Source organism: Xanthomonas sp. JAI131 (assembly GCF_013410075.1).
Taxonomy (GTDB): domain Bacteria; phylum Pseudomonadota; class Gammaproteobacteria; order Xanthomonadales; family Xanthomonadaceae; genus Xanthomonas_A; species Xanthomonas_A bonasiae.
This window is the reverse complement of the sequence record NZ_JACCCN010000003.1, coordinates 60,513-75,504: the sequence shown is the minus strand read 5'-3', so window position 1 is coordinate 75,504 and position 14,992 is coordinate 60,513. Positions and strand designations below refer to the sequence as shown.

Here is a 14,992-nt window from a genome sequence, read left to right as displayed (position 1 = left end):
GACGGTCCGGTCGTTCGCTGGCGGGAGGGCTTTGCCGCCCGCCAGCGACAGTGGATCGACGGGGGAGGGGGCATGCGGTATCGAGCCAAAGGCCAGGTCTGGCCCAGGGCCGGCGGGTGCGCTGGCGGATTCAGCCTGATCGAGTTGATGGTGACGATCGCCGTGCTGGCGATCGTGCTGGCGATGGCGGTTCCCGCCTTCGCCGCGCTGATCAACGGCAATCGCCTGGTGGCGCAGGCCAACGAACTGGTGGCATCGCTGCAGCTGGCGCGCTCGGAAGCCGTGCGTCGCAACGCCAAGGTGGCGCTTTGCCGCAGCAGCGACGGCAGCAGCTGTGCCGGCGCTGGCGTCGCCTGGTCCGGGTGGATCGTGCGCGTCTCCAGCAGCGGCGAGCTGCTGCGGGCGAACCTGGTCAATCCCTCGGTGCAGGTGCACGCGAGCCCTGCGGTCAACGACAACGGCGCCGCGGTCGTGTTCTATCCCGATGGCCTGGCGCGCGACGCCAGCAACGGCCTGCTGGCGGCCAGCATCGCGGTGTGCATGGCGGTCAGCCGTCCCGAGAACAACCAGCGCCGGATCGGCATCGCGGCCGGCAGCCGGGTGGCGATCAGCAGCGAGAATACCGAGGCGGCCTGTGCCGTGCCCGCCGATGAGTGAGCGTTTGCCGCCACGCACGCCGGGGCTGCGCCGCCAGGCGGGCGAGTTGCTGCTGGAAGTGCTGATCGCGGTGTTGATCCTGGGGATCGGCCTGCTCGGCATCGCCGCGATGCAGGCCACCGCGCTGCGCAACAACCACAGCGCGATGCAGCGCAGCCAGGCGGTGGTGCTGGTCACGACCCTGCTGGACGCGATGCGGGTGAACCGCAGCGTGTCCCTGACCGGAGGCTATGCGCTCAGTCGCACCTGCACGGTGCCCGCCGCCGGCACGCTGGCCGCCACCGACCTGAACGGGTGGATGCAGTCGCTGCACAGCATGGTCGGCGCCAGCGCCTGCGGCACGGTCAGCTGCAGCAGCGGCCTGTGCACGGTCACCGTGGACTGGGACGACAGCCGCGCCAGCGATGCGTCGGCCAGCGGCGTCGGCAGCGGCGCGGCGCGCTACACCGTCAGCATGAGCACCCAGCTGTGAGCGCCCGGGCGTGTTCGCGGCAGGGCGCGGCGGGATTCGGCCTGATCGAGTTGATGGTCGGGATGATGCTCGGCCTGATGGTGACGATCGCGGCGATCGGGATCTTCCTCAGCAACCAGCAGACCTACCGCAGCACCGAAGGCCTGAGCCGCATCCAGGAAAGCGCACGTACGGCCTTCGACCTGATGTCGCGCGACCTGCGCGTGGCCGGCGGCAGCGCCTGTACCAGTCGGGCCTTGACCAACACATTGAGCAGCAGCGCGTGGTGGGGCAGCCTGAGCCGCTGGGGCGACGCGCTGAAGGGCTATTCCTCCAGCACCGAGTTTTCCGATGCCACGCCTGCCTTCGGCAGCGGCAAGGGCGCGCGCGTGGCCGGCACCGCGGCGCTGCAGATGTTCTCCGGCAGCGACTACGTCGCCTCCGTCGCCGCCGACAGCGGCACCGTCTTCACCTTGAACGGCAGCGTGCACGATTTCGTCAGCGGCGACGTGCTGCTGGTGTGCGACGGCAACACCAGCAGCGTGTTCGCCGCCTCCAGCGTCGCCACGACCAGCCTCTCCCATCCCGGCACCATCAGCTATGCCGCCAATGCCGCGGTGGCGCGCTTCAATGCGCTGCGCTGGTATGTCGCCTACAACGGCAACGGCAGCACCTCGCTGTACCGCAGCCGCCTGTATGCCGGAGCGCTGAAGCAGGAAGAGGTGGCGCAGGGCGTGTCGGCGATGGCGCTGAGCTACCTGGTCAGCGGTGCGAGCGGCTATGTCGATGCGGCGGCGGTCAGCGACTGGTCGAGCGTGGTCGCGGTGCGCATCGCGCTGACCGTGGACAGCCCGGACAAGGTGGGCAGCGACGGCAAGGTGCTGCAGCGATCGCTGGTGCACGTGGTCGGCCTGAGGAATCGCGGCGGATGAACATGCCGAAAACCCCGGTCCCGGGCGCCGCGCCGCAACGCGGCATTTCGCTGCTGGTGGCGCTGATCCTGCTGTTGATCATGTCGCTGCTCGCGGTGGCGGTGCTGCGCAGCACCGCGCTGGAGGAACGGATGAGCGCGAATCTGCTCGATCGCACCCGCCAGTTCCAGTCGGCCGAGTCGGCGCTGCGCATCGCCGAGACCGCGATCTCCGCCGGCATCAGCGTGCCCAGCAGCGGGTGCAACGGCGGCGTGTGCGCCACGCCGCTCGCGGGCGCGACCGATCGCTGGCTGGACAGCGGCTTCGGCGGCTGGGCGACGGCGAGCAAGACCGGCAACAACGATGCGGCCATCACCACCAGCTACATCGTCGAGTACATGGGCGACGGCGCCTACGGGCCGAACTGCACCACCTCCAAATCCACCGCGTCCACCGATGCCAACTGCGACATGCGGCGCTACCGGATCACTGCGCGCAGCGCCGGCAACGACCGCGCCGCGGTGATCCTGCAAACCAACTACCTGGTGGCCAAATGAGCGCAATGGCGCGCGTGCGCGGCATCCGCATCGGTCTGACGCTGTTGTGCCTGCCTGTGGTGGTCTCGATGCCTGCCTCGGCGGCGACCAGCGGCCTGGAGCTTCCCGACAATCCGCTCATCACCGACACCACGGTGGCGCCCAACATCCTGTTCATCCTCGACGATTCGGGGTCCATGGACTACACCTACATGCCGGACAGCGTGCCGGCGACCAGCACCGTGTCCGACGTCGCATCGAAGACCTATGCGCGCAATACCATCTACTACAACCCGGCCACCAGCTATGCACCATGGGTGGACTCGACCGGCACGGAAATGACCGGCGGCACCAGCTACGACAGCGTCTACAGCAGCCTGGAATCCGCCTCCGGCAGTACCACCAGCCTGTATGCGAGCGTACAGACCTTCTACGTCCCCAAGAACACGGCCAGCACCGATACGGCGGTATATCTGGCCAACGGCGCCAATTACTACCGCTACCAGATCCTGACGAGCGGGGCGATCTACCGCAGCGAGTACACCACCTACAGCGCCGCCAACACGCCTGCCGGCGCCTCCTCGATGGGCTGCGCCACCTCCACGTCGGGCAGCGGCTGGCGCAACTGCGTCAGGACTACGCCGACCGGGCGCAGCGAGGCCGCCGAGCGCAGCAACTTCGCGATCTGGTACTCGTATTTCCGTACCCGCAACAAGGTCGCCAAGGCCTCGGCCGGGCGTGCGTTCAGCGAATTGGGCTCGAACGTGCGGGTCGGATTCCGCACCATCTGGGCGCGGCAACTGCATACGCTGTCCAGCAACTACATCACCAATGCGTATCCGATCCCGGTCAACAACAACGATGGACTGTTCGTCGACCCGAACGGGACCACCGGCGCCAACAACAACCGCACGCTGTGGTACGACCGCCTGTACAGCGCCAATGCCAGCGACAGCACGCCGTTGCGCGGCGCGCTGGCCTCGGCCGGAACCTACTTCAGCAGCACCACGTCCGCCGGCTCGTACGGCCCGGAGTCGGACACCAACCAATACGCGTGCCGGCAGAACTTCGCGATCCTCACCACCGACGGCTACTGGAACGAATCCGGCTACACCCCGGCCGCCGGCGAGCAGGACAACGCCAGCGGGTCGACGATCAGCGGACCCAGCGGCAATACCTATACCTACACCCCGGCGCGTCCCTACAGCAGCGCCTATGCGGACACGCTGGCCGACGTGGCGATGCGCTACTGGAAGAACGACCTGCGCAGCGACCTGTCCAACATCGTGCCGACCAACAGCGACGATCCGGCGTTCTGGCAGCACATGGTCACCTTCGGCATCTCCATCGGTGCGGCGGGCACGCTGGATCCGTCCACCGACCTGGCGGCGATCACCGCCGGCACCCTGTCCTGGCCGAAGCCGGTCAACAACACCATCGTCAACATCGACGACCTGTGGCATGCCACGGTCAACGGCCACGGCTCGTTCGTGGTCGCCAGCAATCCGGACAGTTTCGTCACCGCCTTGCAGTCGGCACTGGCCGCGATCACCGAGCGCACCGGCTCCGGATCCAACATCAGCGCCACCTCCACCAGCCTCAGCAACAGCACCCAGCTGTTCTCGGCGCTGTACGTCTCCGGCACCTGGAGCGGACAGTTGCTCGCCTGCGCGGCCACGGTCAGCACCTGCAACGCGAGCAGTGCGTCCTGGCTGGCGACGGCGGGCATGCCGGCCGCCACCGCGCGCACCATCGTCACCTACGAGAACGCGGCCGGCGCCAGCTTTCCCACCACCACCCAGCAGACCGCGCTCGGCGGTGCCGATATCGCCAGCTACCTGCGCGGCGACCAGAGCAACGAGAAGCAGAACGGCGGCACGCTGCGCAACCGCAGCACGGTGCTCGGCGACATCGTCGATTCCACGCCGGCCTACGTCGGCGATACCGGCACCGTGTACGTGGGCGCCAACGACGGCATGCTGCACGCCTTCAATTCCAGCACCGGCGCCGAGCTGTTCGCCTACGTGCCCGGGGCGCTGGCCATGCGCGATCTGGCCACGCTCGCCGATCCCGACTACACGCACCAGTTCTTCGTCGACGGTCCGGTGGTGGCCTCCACGCGGACCCAGACCAGCGGCAGGAACATCCTGGTCGGCGCCCTGGGGCGCGGCGGCAAAGGCCTGTACGCACTGGATGTCAGCAGCCCGACCGCGTTCTCGGCCAGCTCCGTGCTGTGGGAGAAAACGGAAACCTCCGCCGGCAACATGGGCCAGGTGCTCGGCCAGCCGTTCATCGCCAAGCTCAACAACGGCGTGACCGCGCTGGTGACCGGCAACGGCATCAACAGCGGCAATGGCCATGCCGTGCTGTTGGTCTACAACCTGAGCACCGGTGCGCTGATCCGGGAGCTGGACACGGGCAGCGGCGGGACCACCACCGCCACCAGCAACGGCCTGTTCGCCCCGACCGGCTGGGATGCGGACGGCAGCGGCACGGTGGACTATGTGTATGCGGGGGATCTGCAAGGACATGTCTGGAAGTTCGACCTGTCCGCCAGCGCCGCCGCGTCCTGGTCGGTCGGCAACGGCGCGGCGGCGCTGTTCAGCGCAACCAGCAGCGCCGGCGTGGCGCAGCCGATCACCGGCGGCGTGCTGGTCGCCGAGGATCCCGGCACGTCGGCCACCTGGGTGTTCTTCGGCACCGGCCGCTACCTGGTCAAGAGCGACCTGCAGGACACCTCGGTGCAGACCATGTACGGCATCATCGACGCCGGCGCCACCGTGGCGCGCAGCGGCCTGACCGCGCGCAGCATCGCGGTCAGCACCACCAGTTCCGGCTACAGCGTGCGTGGCTTCCAGAGCTATGCCGCGTTGCCGGCCGGGTCGCAGGGCTGGTCGCTCGACTTGCTGACCGACGCCAGCAACCCGCAGGGAGAGCGCGTCGTCGGCACTCCGGTGATCTCCGGCACGACCCTGGTGTTCAGCAGCATCATTCCCAGCAGCAGCGCCTGCCAGTCCAACGGCACCAGCTACGTCAACGCGATCAGCGCATTCACCGGGACCAGCACCAAGACCGGGTATTTCGACCTGGACGGCAACGGCAGCACCAGCAACGACACGCTCACCACCAGTGCCGGCGCCAGCGTCGCGGTCGGTTCGGTGGCGATAAGCGGCGGCATGGCCAGCGTGGCGGCGCTGCTCAACGGCAAACTGGTGGTCAGCGACTCCAGCGGTACCAGCACCAGCCTCGCCACGTCGGCGATCAGCCCGAGCCGCGTGTCCTGGCGCGAGGTCATCAAGGAGAAATGAGCATGCAGCGCCAGCGGCACCCCCAGCGGCGGCGGATCGCCGGTTTCACCCTGATCGAACTGATGATCGTGGTCGCGGTGATCGGGATACTGGCGGCGATCGCCTATGCCAGTTACACCGCTTCGATTGTCACGTCGCGGCGGCGCACGGCGGCGGCCTGCCTGCAGGAGCGCGCCCAGTTCATGGAGCGCTACTACACCACCAATATGACCTATGCCGACGCGCCGGATCCGGCGCAGTGCGAAGCGGTCTCCAATTTCTACAGCGTCGCCTTCAGCGGCACGCCCAGCGCCACCGCGTTCAAGATCGTCGCCACCCCGCTCGCCGGCCAGGCCGTCGCCGATACCGCCTGCGCCGCGCTGGGCATCGACCAGACCGGGACGCGCAGCGCGACCGGCAGCGCCAGTGCCGGCAGCTGCTGGTAGCGCAACGGCGGCGTGTTCGTGGTCTGACGGCGGCGGTCGTATCATGGCCGCATGAGCAAACGACATGACGTAGTGATCGTCGGCGGCGGCCTGGTCGGCGCCAGCCTGGCCATCGCGCTGGACCGCCTGGGCGTGGACGTGGGCCTGATCGAGGCCGCGCCGCCGGGCGCGCTGCCGCCGGTGTTCGACCAGCGCAATCTCAGCTTCGCCGCGGCCACGGTCAACGCGCTGGGGGCGCTCGGGGTGATGCAGCGGCTGCGCACGCCGACCGGCCCGATCCGGCGCATCCACGTCAGCCGCGAAGGCGATTTCGGCCGGGTGCGGCTGGACGCGGCCGACTATGGGCGCGAGGCGTTCGGGCAGGTGGTGGTGGCGCGCGACTTCGGCGAGGCGCTGGAGGCGCGATTGGCCGAGGCGACCCATGTCAGCCGCTACCGGCCGGCGCAGTTCCTGGCGCTGGAGCCGGGCGAAGACGCGTCGCTGCGGCAGCTGCGCATCGCCCAGGACGGCGCCACCCAGGTGCTGCAGGCGCGCCTGCTGGTCGGTGCCGACGGCAGCGCCAGCGCGGTGCGCGGCGCGCTGGGCATCGAGGCTGCCCGTCACGATTTCGGCCAGACCCTGTTCGTGGCGCGGGTGCGCGGCAGCCGCCAGCCCGACGGCACCGCCTACGAGCGCTTCCGCGACGACGGCCCGACCGCGCTGCTGCCGCGCGGCGACCGCCACTACGGCGCGATCCATGCGGTCGCCGCCGAGCAGGCCGACGCGGTGGCCGCGCTCGACGAGGCCGCCTGGCTGCAGCGCCTGCAGGAGGCGCTGGGCTGGCGCGTCGGCCGCCTGCTGGGCAGCGGCGAGCGCAGCGCCTACCCGATCGTGCAGGTGCTGGCCGGGCGCCTGACCGATGCGCGCGCGGTGCTGCTCGGCAACGCCGCGCAGACCCTGCACCCGCTGGGTGCGCAGGGCTTCAACCTGGGCCTGCGCGACGCGCTGACCCTGGCCGAACTGATCGAGCGCGACCGCGCCGATCCGGGCGCGCCGGCGCTGCTGCAGCACTACGCGCAGCGCCGCGAACAGGACCGCCAGCGCACCGTGACCTTCTCCGGCGGGCTGGCGCGGCTGACCGCCAACCCTGCGCCGCTGCTGCGCCCGCTGCGCAGCCTGGGCCTGCTGGCGGCCGCGCAGGCCGCACCGCTGCAGTCGTTCCTGGTCGGCGGCGCGATGGGCTTCCGCGGCGAAGTGCCGCAGCTGTGCCGGGAGGCGACGGCATGAGCCGGCGCGGCGTGCTGGACGTGGTGGTGGTCGGCGGCGGCGTGGTCGGCGCCGCCTGCGCATTGGCGCTGGCCGCCGAAGGCCTGGCGGTGGCCCTGGTCGAGGGCCGCGAGCCGCCGCGCTGGTCGCCGGCCGAGCCGGACCTGCGCGTGTACGCGTTCGCCCCGGACAACGCCGCGCTGCTGCAGGCGCTGGGCGTGTGGCCGCAGGTGCTGGCGCGGCGCGCACAGGCCTACCGGCGCATGCGCGTGTGGGATGCCGGTGGCGGCGGCGAGCTGGACTTCGATGCCGATGCGCTGGGCCGCGATCAGTTGGGCTGGATCGTCGAGCACGCCTTGCTGGTCGAACAACTGTGGGCGGCGCTGCCGGCGGCCGGAGTGCAACTGCACTGTCCGGCGCGGGTCGAGGCGGTGGAACTGGCGGAGGAGCGCGTGCGCCTGCGCCTGGACGACGGCAGCCGGCTCGACGCGCGCCTGGCGATCGCCGCCGACGGCGCCGATTCCACGCTGCGCGGCCTGGCCGGACTGGACGCGCCGGCGCACGACTACGGCCAGCGCGGCGTGGTCGCCTTCGTGCACACCGAAGTGCCGCACCAGGACACCGCCTGGCAGCGCTTCCTGCCCGGCGGCCCGCTGGCGTTCCTGCCGTTCGCCGACGGTCGCAGTTCGATCGTGTGGACGCTGCCCGAGGCCGAGGCGGCGCGAGTGCTGGCGCTGGACGACGCCGCGTTCGGCGCCGAGCTGACCCAGGCCTTCGGCGCGCGGCTGGGCGCGGTGCGCGCGCTGTCGCCGCGGCTCGGTTTCCCGCTGCGCCGGCAGCTGGTAGAGGACTACCACCGCGGCCGCCTGCTGGTGCTGGGCGATGCCGCGCACGTGGTGCATCCGCTGGCCGGGCAGGGCGTCAACCTCGGCCTGCGCGACGTCGCCGCGCTGGCCGCGCAGGTGCGCCAGGCGCAGGCGCGGCGGGTCGACTGGTCGGCGCCGCACCGGCTGGCGCGCTGGGCGCGCGGCCGCCGCAGCGACAACACCGTGGCCGCCTACGGCTTCGATGCGATCAACCGGCTGTTCTCCAACGACGAGATGCATCTGACCCTGCTGCGCGGCCCGCTGCTGGGCCTGGCCGGCAAGCTGCCGCTGCTGATGCACGGGTTCTGGAAGCGCGCTTCGGGGGTGTAGCGCGGCGCACCGGGTGCTGCGCGCTAGCGCCAGTGCCGTGCGATTGGCGCACCCGAAGCGACGCGCGCCAGGCGCGGCCTGGTCGGTGGTGCGTGCGCGGTGTGGCGTCCCGCCGGCGCAGCAGCGCCGGCGGTTGCAACGGTCACTGGATCCAGCCCTTCAGGTCTTGCTTGCTGAGGCGGCCGCGGTGATGCGCGTCCACCGCGTCGAACTCCGCCGCCAGGGTCGGGTCGGCCTTGGCCTCGGCGCGGCTGATATAGCCGTCGTGGTTCTTGTCGAGGGCGGAAAAGTCGATGCGGTACTGGCCGACGATCGAGTTCGGTTCGACCGACGTGACCTGCACGGTCTGGCCCTTGTCCTGCAGGGTGACGCTATTGCCGCCGGACTGGGCCAGTGCCAGCGTCGGGATGCTCAGCAGGCCGAGCGCGAGGGGAAAGAGTGGAGCAACGACAGATTTCATGGCACGACTCCTGTGGTGGGAAAGGAGCCATGAACATAGGCCTGGCGAAATTAAGCGGATTTGAAAAAAGCGCCTCGCCACACATGTCCACCGAAGGCGTTTAGCGCCGGTTTCCACTCGCCGCCGCCGCGGTCGCCGCTTACGACGGCGGCAGCAACCAACCGGCCAGCTGCTCGCGGCTCAGGCGCCCGCGCCGTTGCGGATCCAGCGAATCGAATTCGTCGGCCAGCGCCGGGTTGGCCTGCGCTTCGCTGCGGCTGATGTAGCCGTCGTGGTCGCTGTCCAGCGCGTCGAAGTCGATGCGGTAGTTGCCGGCGACGGTGTCGGGCTGGAGCGTGCGCACGGTGACCGGCGCCTGGCCATGCGGGACCTCGAGCCGCACCTGGTGGGTCACCTCGCCGCTGCTCAGCGGCTGCGCCTGCACGATGCTCGCCGGCACGTCGCGCAACGGCTCGGTGACGACGCTCGAGGTCGGGTTGAGGTTCTGCGCGGCGGCCGGGACGATGGCGGCGGCCAGCAGACAGGCGGCGAGGGACGAACGGCAGTGCATGGACACAACGGACTCCGATGGTTCGAATGATGGGACGGCGCGGGCAGGCTCAGCCAGGAATGAACGGGAACGCCAGTTTCAGCAATCCCTTCAGCCCGCCCTCGGCGGTGCTGGCGATGGCCTTGGCGCCGAGGCTGTTGAGCGCGCGGCGCACGTCCTCCCAGCGTAGCTTGCCCACGTCCTTCTTCAACAGGTCCGCCACTTCCTCGGCGGTCGGGGTGAGCTTTTCCAGCTCGCGCACCACCTTCTCCGGTTCCGGTTGCAGGTAGCCCCAGCGCTCGGCGATCTTCAGCAAGGTGTCGAAGCGCACCGCGACCACGTCGCGGTTGCGCTCGTACACCGGCATCGCACCCACATCGACGATGGCCTGCTCGAAGCGCTGCTGGTCGTCCGGATGCTCGATGCGGATCGCCAGGAAGCCTTCCTTCTTGCTGCGTTCGCTGACGTGCTTGGCCCCGGCGCGCAGATTGTCTTCGGTGAGCACCGTCGCCACGATGCGCTCCAGGGCCGCGTCGCCGTCTTCGGGCACCAGCGCGCGCCAGCGCGCATAGCCGTCGCGGCGCAGGCCCTTCACCTTGGCCGGGGTCACCCGCAGGCGCAGCGCCACCGCGTTGTTGGAGTCGCTGCGCGAGATCGCGCCGTCGCGTTCCAGCAGCACGAAGATCAGCAACTCCAGGTCGCGCTTGGTCAGCGACTGGAACCCCTGCAACAGGGTCAGGCGCAGGAATTCGTCGGCGAAGCCGGCCGGGTCTTTCAGTTCGATCGGCTGCATGTGCGCGGCTCTCCAGTCAGTGCAGGCAGGATGCCCGACCGCGATTGCGTGGACTGAGACGACGATGCGATGCGCATCCCAGCGCCATTGTATGGACTAACGTCCGTATTCGCGCCCGCGGCGATCGCTGCGGAAGGTCTCGATCGCGCCGCGGTCCTGCAGGGTCACGTACACGTCGCGTCCGTCCTTGCCGCCGAAGGCCACGTTGGTGGGCTTGGCGCCCTTGGTGGCGATCTCGTGCAGGATCCTGCCGGCGGGATCGAGCACCAGCACCTTGCCGGCGTCGTAGCGGGCCAGGTACAGATTGCCGTCGGCGTCGCAGCGCATGCCGTCCAGGCCGAAATCGGGGAACGCCAGCAGCAGGCGCTTGTTGGACAGGGTGCCGTCGCCGGCGCGGTCGTAGACCCACACTTTGCGCTGCACGCTCTCGTTGACGTACAGGCGCTTGCCGTCGGGGCTGACCTCGATGCCGTTGGTGGTGCCCATGCCGGTCTCGATCAGGTGCGCGCTGCGGTCGCGGTCGATGCGCCACAGCTGGCCGCCGTTGCCTTTCCAGTCCGGGTCGCTGGCGTACAGGGTGCCGTCCGGCGCCATCGCGATGTCGTTCGGCTGGAACGCGCCGGGCAGCGTGGCATAGACCTCGATGCGCTTGCTGGTCAGTGCGATGCGCAGGATGCGGTGCTGGGCGTAGTCGGCCACGTACATGCGCCCCGCACGGTCGAAACGGATGCCGTTGCCGATGCTGCCCGCGGGCAGGTCCACGAACAACGCCGCCTGCGCGCGGCCATCGGCGGCGACGCTGACCCGGCCGATGCTGCCCTCGTGGCCGAAGTTGACCGCGTACAGCGCGCCGTCCGGGCCGCTCGCCGGGCCTTCGATGCCGTGGGTGAACACGCCGTCGCCGATCAGGTCGCGGGCGCGGAACAGGTCGGCGTTCGCTGCGGAGGCCGCGGTGCAGGCGAGCAGCAGCGCAATGCCTGCAGCGGCGGGAAACGGCAGGCGAATGGACATGGACAGACTCGAAGCGGTGCAGGGCCGGGCAGTGTGCCAGAGGTGCCGGCGGCGCCGGGATGGCGCTCACAACGCCGGGCGCTGGATGCGTTAAGGTTCGGGCGGTCCGTGTCCGGCCGCCAGGGAGATCCGCATGTCGCTGTCCTCGCCGAATCGTCGCCGTGTGCTGCTCGCCGGGTTGTCCGCCGCGGGCGCAGGCCTGTTGGGATCGCCGTTGTTGGCGGCCCCGCGCGGCAAGCCGAAGAAACCGCTGGGGGTGGCGCTGGTCGGATTGGGCGATTACGCCAGCACGCGCCTGGCGCCGGGCCTTGCGCTGACCAGGCACTGCCGGCTGGCCGGCATCGTCACCGGCTCGCCGCACAAGATTCCGCAGTGGCAGTCGCGCTACCGCATTCCCGATCGCAACGTCTACAGCTACGACGACCTGGAGCGCATCGCCGACAACCCGGACATCGACGTGGTCTATGTGGTCACGCCGACCTCTCTGCACGCGCCGCTGAGCCTGCGCGCGGCCGCCGCCGGCAAGCACGTGTGGTGCGAGAAGCCGATGGCGATGCATGCCGACGAGGCGCAGTCGATGATCGCCGCCTGCGCGCGCAACAAGGTGCGGCTGAGCATCGGCTACCGCATGCAGCACGAGCCGAACACGCGGCGGATCATCGCGCTGGCCGGCGAGCGCCCGTTCGGCGCGCTGCGCACGGTGCGTGCCGAGGCCGGCTACAACGGCTACGGCGACACCGATCCGGCGCAGCGGCCGTGGCGGCTGCGCGCGCAGTTCGGCGGCGGCGCGATGTACGACATGGGCGTGTATTCGCTCAATGCGGCGCGCTACACGGTCGGCGCCGAACCGCTGGCGGTCAGCGCGCACCGTTCCACCGACCGGCCGGCGCTGTTCGACGAGGTCGACGAACACATGCAGTTCAAGCTGGAATTCCCGCACGAAGTGCTCGCCGACTGCGCCACCAGCTTCGGCCGCAGCATGAACCGGCTGCGCGCCGAGTGCGAGCGCGGCTGGTACGAACTGGCGCCGTTCCAGAGCTACGACGGCATCCGCGGCAGCGCCAGCGACGGCCGCGTGTTCGACGCGAAGGTGCGCCACCAGCAGGCGCTGCAGATGGACGAGGACGCGCTGGCGATCCTCGACGGCACGCCGCTGCGCGCGCCGGGCGAGGAAGGCCTGCGCGACATGCGCGTGATCGACGCGATCCAGCGTTCGGCGCGCGAGGGTGGCAAGCGGATCGTGCTGTAGCGGTGGCGCGTGGTTGCTGGCCGCAGTCGGCCGATGCCTGGGCGCTTTTCCTCGCGGCTATTTCGATTTCCTGTAGGAGCGGCTTCAGCCGCGACAGGATCTCGCCGGTAACGCCCGGTCGCGGCTGAAGCCGCTCCTACAGGAGGCGCTGTTGGCGGGCGCAGTGGGCGCCCGCAACGTCAGGCCGGCATCGCCAGCACGGTGATCTCTTCGCGGTCGTGGTAGAGCTGCTTGGCGCGGATCTGCAGCGGGCGCTCGGCGCGTTCGGCGAACAGGTCCAGGCACAGCTGGGTCTCGTCCCAGCGCTTCTTCATCGGCAGTTTGAGGTTGAAGATCGCGTGCCGGCACCAGCCTTCGCGGAACCAGGTGCCCATGCGTTCGGCGACGCGGCGCGGCTGTTCGACCATGTCGCAGACCATCCAGTCCAGCGCCTGCGGCGGCTTCCAGTGGAAACCGTCGGCGCGCAGGTGATCGACCAGGCCGCTGTCGAGTACGTGCTGGCGCAGCGGGCCGTTGTCGACGCTGGTCACGTGCAGGTGCTGGCGGGTCAGCACCCAGGTCCAGCCGCCGGGCGCAGCGCCGAGGTCGGCGGCGCGCATGCCCGGCTTGAGCAGCGCCTCGCGCTCTTCCGGCGCTAGCAGCGCTAGCAGCGCTTCTTCCAGTTTCAGCGCCGAGCGCGAGGGCGCCTCCGATAGCAGCTTCAGGCGCGGAATGCCTAGCGGCCACGGCGCGCTGTCGTCGCTGTCGGCGACGGCCAGCAAGGCGTGGGTGCCGGCGAGGAAGCACACGTGCAGGCGCGGCAGCTTCGGCTGCGGCTTGTCGCTGAGCAGGCCGGCCTTGCGCAGCGCCGGACGCAGCGCATTGCCGAAACTGCGCGCCAGCCCGGACAGCTGCTTGCCTTCGTCCGAATCCGGGTGCTCCACCCACAGGTCGCCGAAGCGGCTGTGCCCGGCCAGCGCCTGCAGCATCGGCGCGATCCGGTCGGCTGGGTCCAGTTCGCGCAGTTCGGCCAGCAGGCGCAGCTTCTGCCGCGCGAAGATCAGCCCGCGCCACGGCAACGCGCGCGGCGGCAAGGCGGTCTCGCAGACCAGCAGCGCGTAGCCGCTGTTGCGTTCGGTGCGCGCATAGGCCGGCAGGTCGGCGCGCGCGGCGCGATCGTTCAGTTCGGCCGCCAGTTCGGGCTCGAAGCCTTGCCGGCAGTAGCACAGCAGGCCGTTCAGGGAGGACATGGAGGAAGCCTTCGCCGGGCGGCGGTCAGTAGCGGGGGCTGTCGAGCTCGCCGTAGCGGCGCAACACCGCGCAGGCGGCGTCGCGATGCAGGCCGCGCACCACCTCGATGCCGCGGCGCTCCAGTTCGCCGATCCAGTCCGCCGGCAGCGGGCCTTCGTCGAACGGGGTCAGCGCCATCACGTCCTCGGCGCTGGCGCCGATCAGCAGGCGGTCGATGCCGGCCCAGATGGTGGCGCCGTAGCACTGGCAGCACGGTTGCGCCGAGGTCGCCAGGGTCACCGGCGACAGCGCCGCGTTCAGCCGCGGCGTCTGCAGGCGCTGTTGCGCGAGCATGTAGGCCATGTTCTCGGCGTGCGCCAGCGACGTGGTCTGTGGCACCACCCGGTTCACCCCGACCGAGATGATGCGGTGGTCCGGGCCGAACACCGCCGCGCCGAACGGACCGCCGCTGCCGGCGTCCACGTTCAGCCGCGACAGTTCCACCGCCAGCGCCACCTTGTCGGCATCGCCGGGATAGACCGCCTGCGGATCGACCGCCTCGTGGATCCAGGCGGGCAGGGTGAGGTGGACTTGCGCGTAGAGCATCAGCGGACGGGTTCGGCAGGCTGGGGGTCGCGCAGTGTATCGGCTTGCGCGCCCTTGGCGCTGCATTGCCCGGCCACGCACTGGCAGCCGCTGATCGCGCGCGAGCCGCACACGCTCATGCGGCCGCTGGCCTGGCATTGCGCCATCACGCCCTGCGGATCGGTGGGGCTATCGCGGTTGACGCAGGCCGGCATCGCGCCGCAGCAGTTGCCGACGTCCTTGACCGCGCAGTCGGCGTCGCTGCGGCAACTGGTGTCCACCTTCACCGGCAAACCGGGCGCGGCGGGCTTGGCGCCTTCGCTGCGCGCGCAGCCGCTGAAGACGAGGGTGCCGGCGAACAGGCACAGGCAGCACAGCAACAGCGCGAGACGAGTGGACATGGCGACCTTCCGTGCGAGAGACCGCT

16 protein-coding genes are annotated in these 14,992 nt (G+C 70.2%); 9 read left to right on the top strand and 7 right to left on the bottom strand.

Annotation, left to right across the window (positions count from 1 at the left end; genetic code table 11):
• The first annotated feature begins 147 nt into the window (after window positions 1-147).
• From HDC36_RS13405 to HDC36_RS13370, 8 genes are read left to right on the top strand one after another with little or no spacing between them, the layout of a single operon-like run.
• Window positions 148-657 carry a GspH/FimT family pseudopilin gene (locus HDC36_RS13405; RefSeq protein ID WP_255432745.1) on the top strand — a complete coding sequence of 170 codons (510 nt, stop codon included), beginning with the start codon at window positions 148-150 and terminating at the stop codon, window positions 655-657.
• A complete protein-coding gene (pilV, locus tag HDC36_RS13400; protein ID WP_179568251.1) occupies window positions 650-1,129 on the top strand; it encodes a type IV pilus modification protein PilV in 480 nt (159 codons plus the stop codon). The genes HDC36_RS13405 and pilV overlap by 8 nt, the downstream gene beginning before the upstream one ends.
• Window positions 1,126-2,040 (top strand): PilW family protein, encoded by a 915-nt coding sequence (locus HDC36_RS23660; RefSeq protein ID WP_179568249.1) that lies wholly within the window; start codon window positions 1,126-1,128, stop codon window positions 2,038-2,040. The genes pilV and HDC36_RS23660 overlap by 4 nt, the downstream gene beginning before the upstream one ends.
• The gene (locus HDC36_RS13390; protein WP_241093165.1) at window positions 2,037-2,576 is read left to right on the top strand and encodes a PilX N-terminal domain-containing pilus assembly protein; all 540 of its coding nucleotides are present in this window, start codon (window positions 2,037-2,039) and stop codon (window positions 2,574-2,576) included. Before HDC36_RS23660 ends, HDC36_RS13390 begins: the two co-directional genes overlap by 4 nt.
• Window positions 2,573-5,863 (top strand): PilC/PilY family type IV pilus protein, encoded by a 3,291-nt coding sequence (locus tag HDC36_RS23505; protein ID WP_179568247.1) that lies wholly within the window; start codon window positions 2,573-2,575, stop codon window positions 5,861-5,863. The genes HDC36_RS13390 and HDC36_RS23505 overlap by 4 nt, the downstream gene beginning before the upstream one ends.
• A gap of 2 nt (window positions 5,864-5,865) precedes the next feature.
• Window positions 5,866-6,288 carry a type IV pilin protein gene (locus tag HDC36_RS13380; protein ID WP_179568245.1) on the top strand — a complete coding sequence of 141 codons (423 nt, stop codon included), beginning with the start codon at window positions 5,866-5,868 and terminating at the stop codon, window positions 6,286-6,288.
• Between the two features lie 51 nt (window positions 6,289-6,339).
• A complete protein-coding gene (gene ubiH, locus HDC36_RS13375; protein WP_179568243.1) occupies window positions 6,340-7,554 on the top strand; it encodes a 2-octaprenyl-6-methoxyphenyl hydroxylase in 1,215 nt (404 codons plus the stop codon).
• Window positions 7,551-8,729, top strand: a complete 1,179-nt coding sequence (locus tag HDC36_RS13370) for a UbiH/UbiF family hydroxylase (RefSeq protein WP_179568241.1) — start codon at window positions 7,551-7,553, stop codon at window positions 8,727-8,729. The genes ubiH and HDC36_RS13370 overlap by 4 nt, the downstream gene beginning before the upstream one ends.
• 142 nt (window positions 8,730-8,871) lie before the next feature.
• Here HDC36_RS13370 and HDC36_RS13365 read toward each other — a convergent pair whose 3' ends face one another.
• The 4 genes from HDC36_RS13365 to HDC36_RS13350 all read right to left on the bottom strand — a co-directional run bounded on the left by HDC36_RS13365 (window position 8,872) and on the right by HDC36_RS13350 (window position 11,522).
• A complete protein-coding gene (locus tag HDC36_RS13365) occupies window positions 8,872-9,189 on the bottom strand; it encodes a hypothetical protein (RefSeq protein WP_179568239.1) in 318 nt (105 codons plus the stop codon).
• A gap of 139 nt (window positions 9,190-9,328) precedes the next feature.
• On the bottom strand, window positions 9,329-9,739 hold the full coding sequence (locus tag HDC36_RS13360) for an EF-hand domain-containing protein (protein WP_179568237.1): 411 nt from the start codon (window positions 9,737-9,739) through the stop codon (window positions 9,329-9,331).
• A gap of 49 nt (window positions 9,740-9,788) precedes the next feature.
• Window positions 9,789-10,511 carry a hypothetical protein gene (locus tag HDC36_RS13355; protein WP_179568235.1) on the bottom strand — a complete coding sequence of 241 codons (723 nt, stop codon included), beginning with the start codon at window positions 10,509-10,511 and terminating at the stop codon, window positions 9,789-9,791.
• Between the two features lie 96 nt (window positions 10,512-10,607).
• Window positions 10,608-11,522 (bottom strand): SMP-30/gluconolactonase/LRE family protein, encoded by a 915-nt coding sequence (locus HDC36_RS13350; RefSeq protein WP_179568233.1) that lies wholly within the window; start codon window positions 11,520-11,522, stop codon window positions 10,608-10,610.
• 133 nt (window positions 11,523-11,655) lie between these two features.
• On the opposite strand from HDC36_RS13350, the gene HDC36_RS13345 reads away from it, so the two are divergent.
• Entirely contained in the window at window positions 11,656-12,771 is a 1,116-nt protein-coding gene (locus HDC36_RS13345; protein ID WP_179568231.1) for a Gfo/Idh/MocA family oxidoreductase, read from the top strand.
• 179 nt (window positions 12,772-12,950) lie between these two features.
• Here HDC36_RS13345 and rlmM read toward each other — a convergent pair whose 3' ends face one another.
• Genes rlmM through HDC36_RS13330 form a run of 3 tightly spaced genes read right to left on the bottom strand, consistent with a single transcriptional unit; the run spans window position 12,951 to window position 14,966 of the window.
• Window positions 12,951-13,991 carry a 23S rRNA (cytidine(2498)-2'-O)-methyltransferase RlmM gene (gene rlmM / locus HDC36_RS13340; protein WP_179569387.1) on the bottom strand — a complete coding sequence of 347 codons (1,041 nt, stop codon included), beginning with the start codon at window positions 13,989-13,991 and terminating at the stop codon, window positions 12,951-12,953.
• Window positions 13,992-14,025: 34 nt separating this feature from the next.
• Window positions 14,026-14,586: a nucleoside deaminase gene (locus tag HDC36_RS13335; protein WP_179568229.1), complete on the bottom strand. Its 561-nt coding sequence runs from the start codon at window positions 14,584-14,586 to the stop codon at window positions 14,026-14,028.
• A complete protein-coding gene (locus HDC36_RS13330) occupies window positions 14,586-14,966 on the bottom strand; it encodes a hypothetical protein (protein WP_179568227.1) in 381 nt (126 codons plus the stop codon). The genes HDC36_RS13335 and HDC36_RS13330 overlap by 1 nt, the downstream gene beginning before the upstream one ends.
• Window positions 14,967-14,992: the final 26 nt, after the last annotated feature.

Coding starts and splice junctions, on each gene's coding strand:
- HDC36_RS13405 (WP_255432745.1), top strand. CDS start 148: ATGGTGACGATCGCCGTGCTGGCGATCGTGCTGGCGATGGCGGTTCCC.
- pilV (WP_179568251.1), top strand. CDS start 650: ATGAGTGAGCGTTTGCCGCCACGCACGCCGGGGCTGCGCCGCCAGGCG.
- HDC36_RS13390 (WP_241093165.1), top strand. CDS start 2,037: ATGAACATGCCGAAAACCCCGGTCCCGGGCGCCGCGCCGCAACGCGGC.
- HDC36_RS23505 (WP_179568247.1), top strand. CDS start 2,573: ATGAGCGCAATGGCGCGCGTGCGCGGCATCCGCATCGGTCTGACGCTG.
- HDC36_RS13380 (WP_179568245.1), top strand. CDS start 5,866: ATGCAGCGCCAGCGGCACCCCCAGCGGCGGCGGATCGCCGGTTTCACC.
- ubiH (WP_179568243.1), top strand. CDS start 6,340: ATGAGCAAACGACATGACGTAGTGATCGTCGGCGGCGGCCTGGTCGGC.
- HDC36_RS13370 (WP_179568241.1), top strand. CDS start 7,551: ATGAGCCGGCGCGGCGTGCTGGACGTGGTGGTGGTCGGCGGCGGCGTG.
- HDC36_RS13365 (WP_179568239.1), bottom strand. CDS start 9,189: ATGAAATCTGTCGTTGCTCCACTCTTTCCCCTCGCGCTCGGCCTGCTG.
- HDC36_RS13360 (WP_179568237.1), bottom strand. CDS start 9,739: ATGCACTGCCGTTCGTCCCTCGCCGCCTGTCTGCTGGCCGCCGCCATC.
- HDC36_RS13355 (WP_179568235.1), bottom strand. CDS start 10,511: ATGCAGCCGATCGAACTGAAAGACCCGGCCGGCTTCGCCGACGAATTC.
- HDC36_RS13350 (WP_179568233.1), bottom strand. CDS start 11,522: ATGTCCATTCGCCTGCCGTTTCCCGCCGCTGCAGGCATTGCGCTGCTG.
- HDC36_RS13345 (WP_179568231.1), top strand. CDS start 11,656: ATGTCGCTGTCCTCGCCGAATCGTCGCCGTGTGCTGCTCGCCGGGTTG.
- HDC36_RS13335 (WP_179568229.1), bottom strand. CDS start 14,586: ATGCTCTACGCGCAAGTCCACCTCACCCTGCCCGCCTGGATCCACGAG.
- HDC36_RS13330 (WP_179568227.1), bottom strand. CDS start 14,966: ATGTCCACTCGTCTCGCGCTGTTGCTGTGCTGCCTGTGCCTGTTCGCC.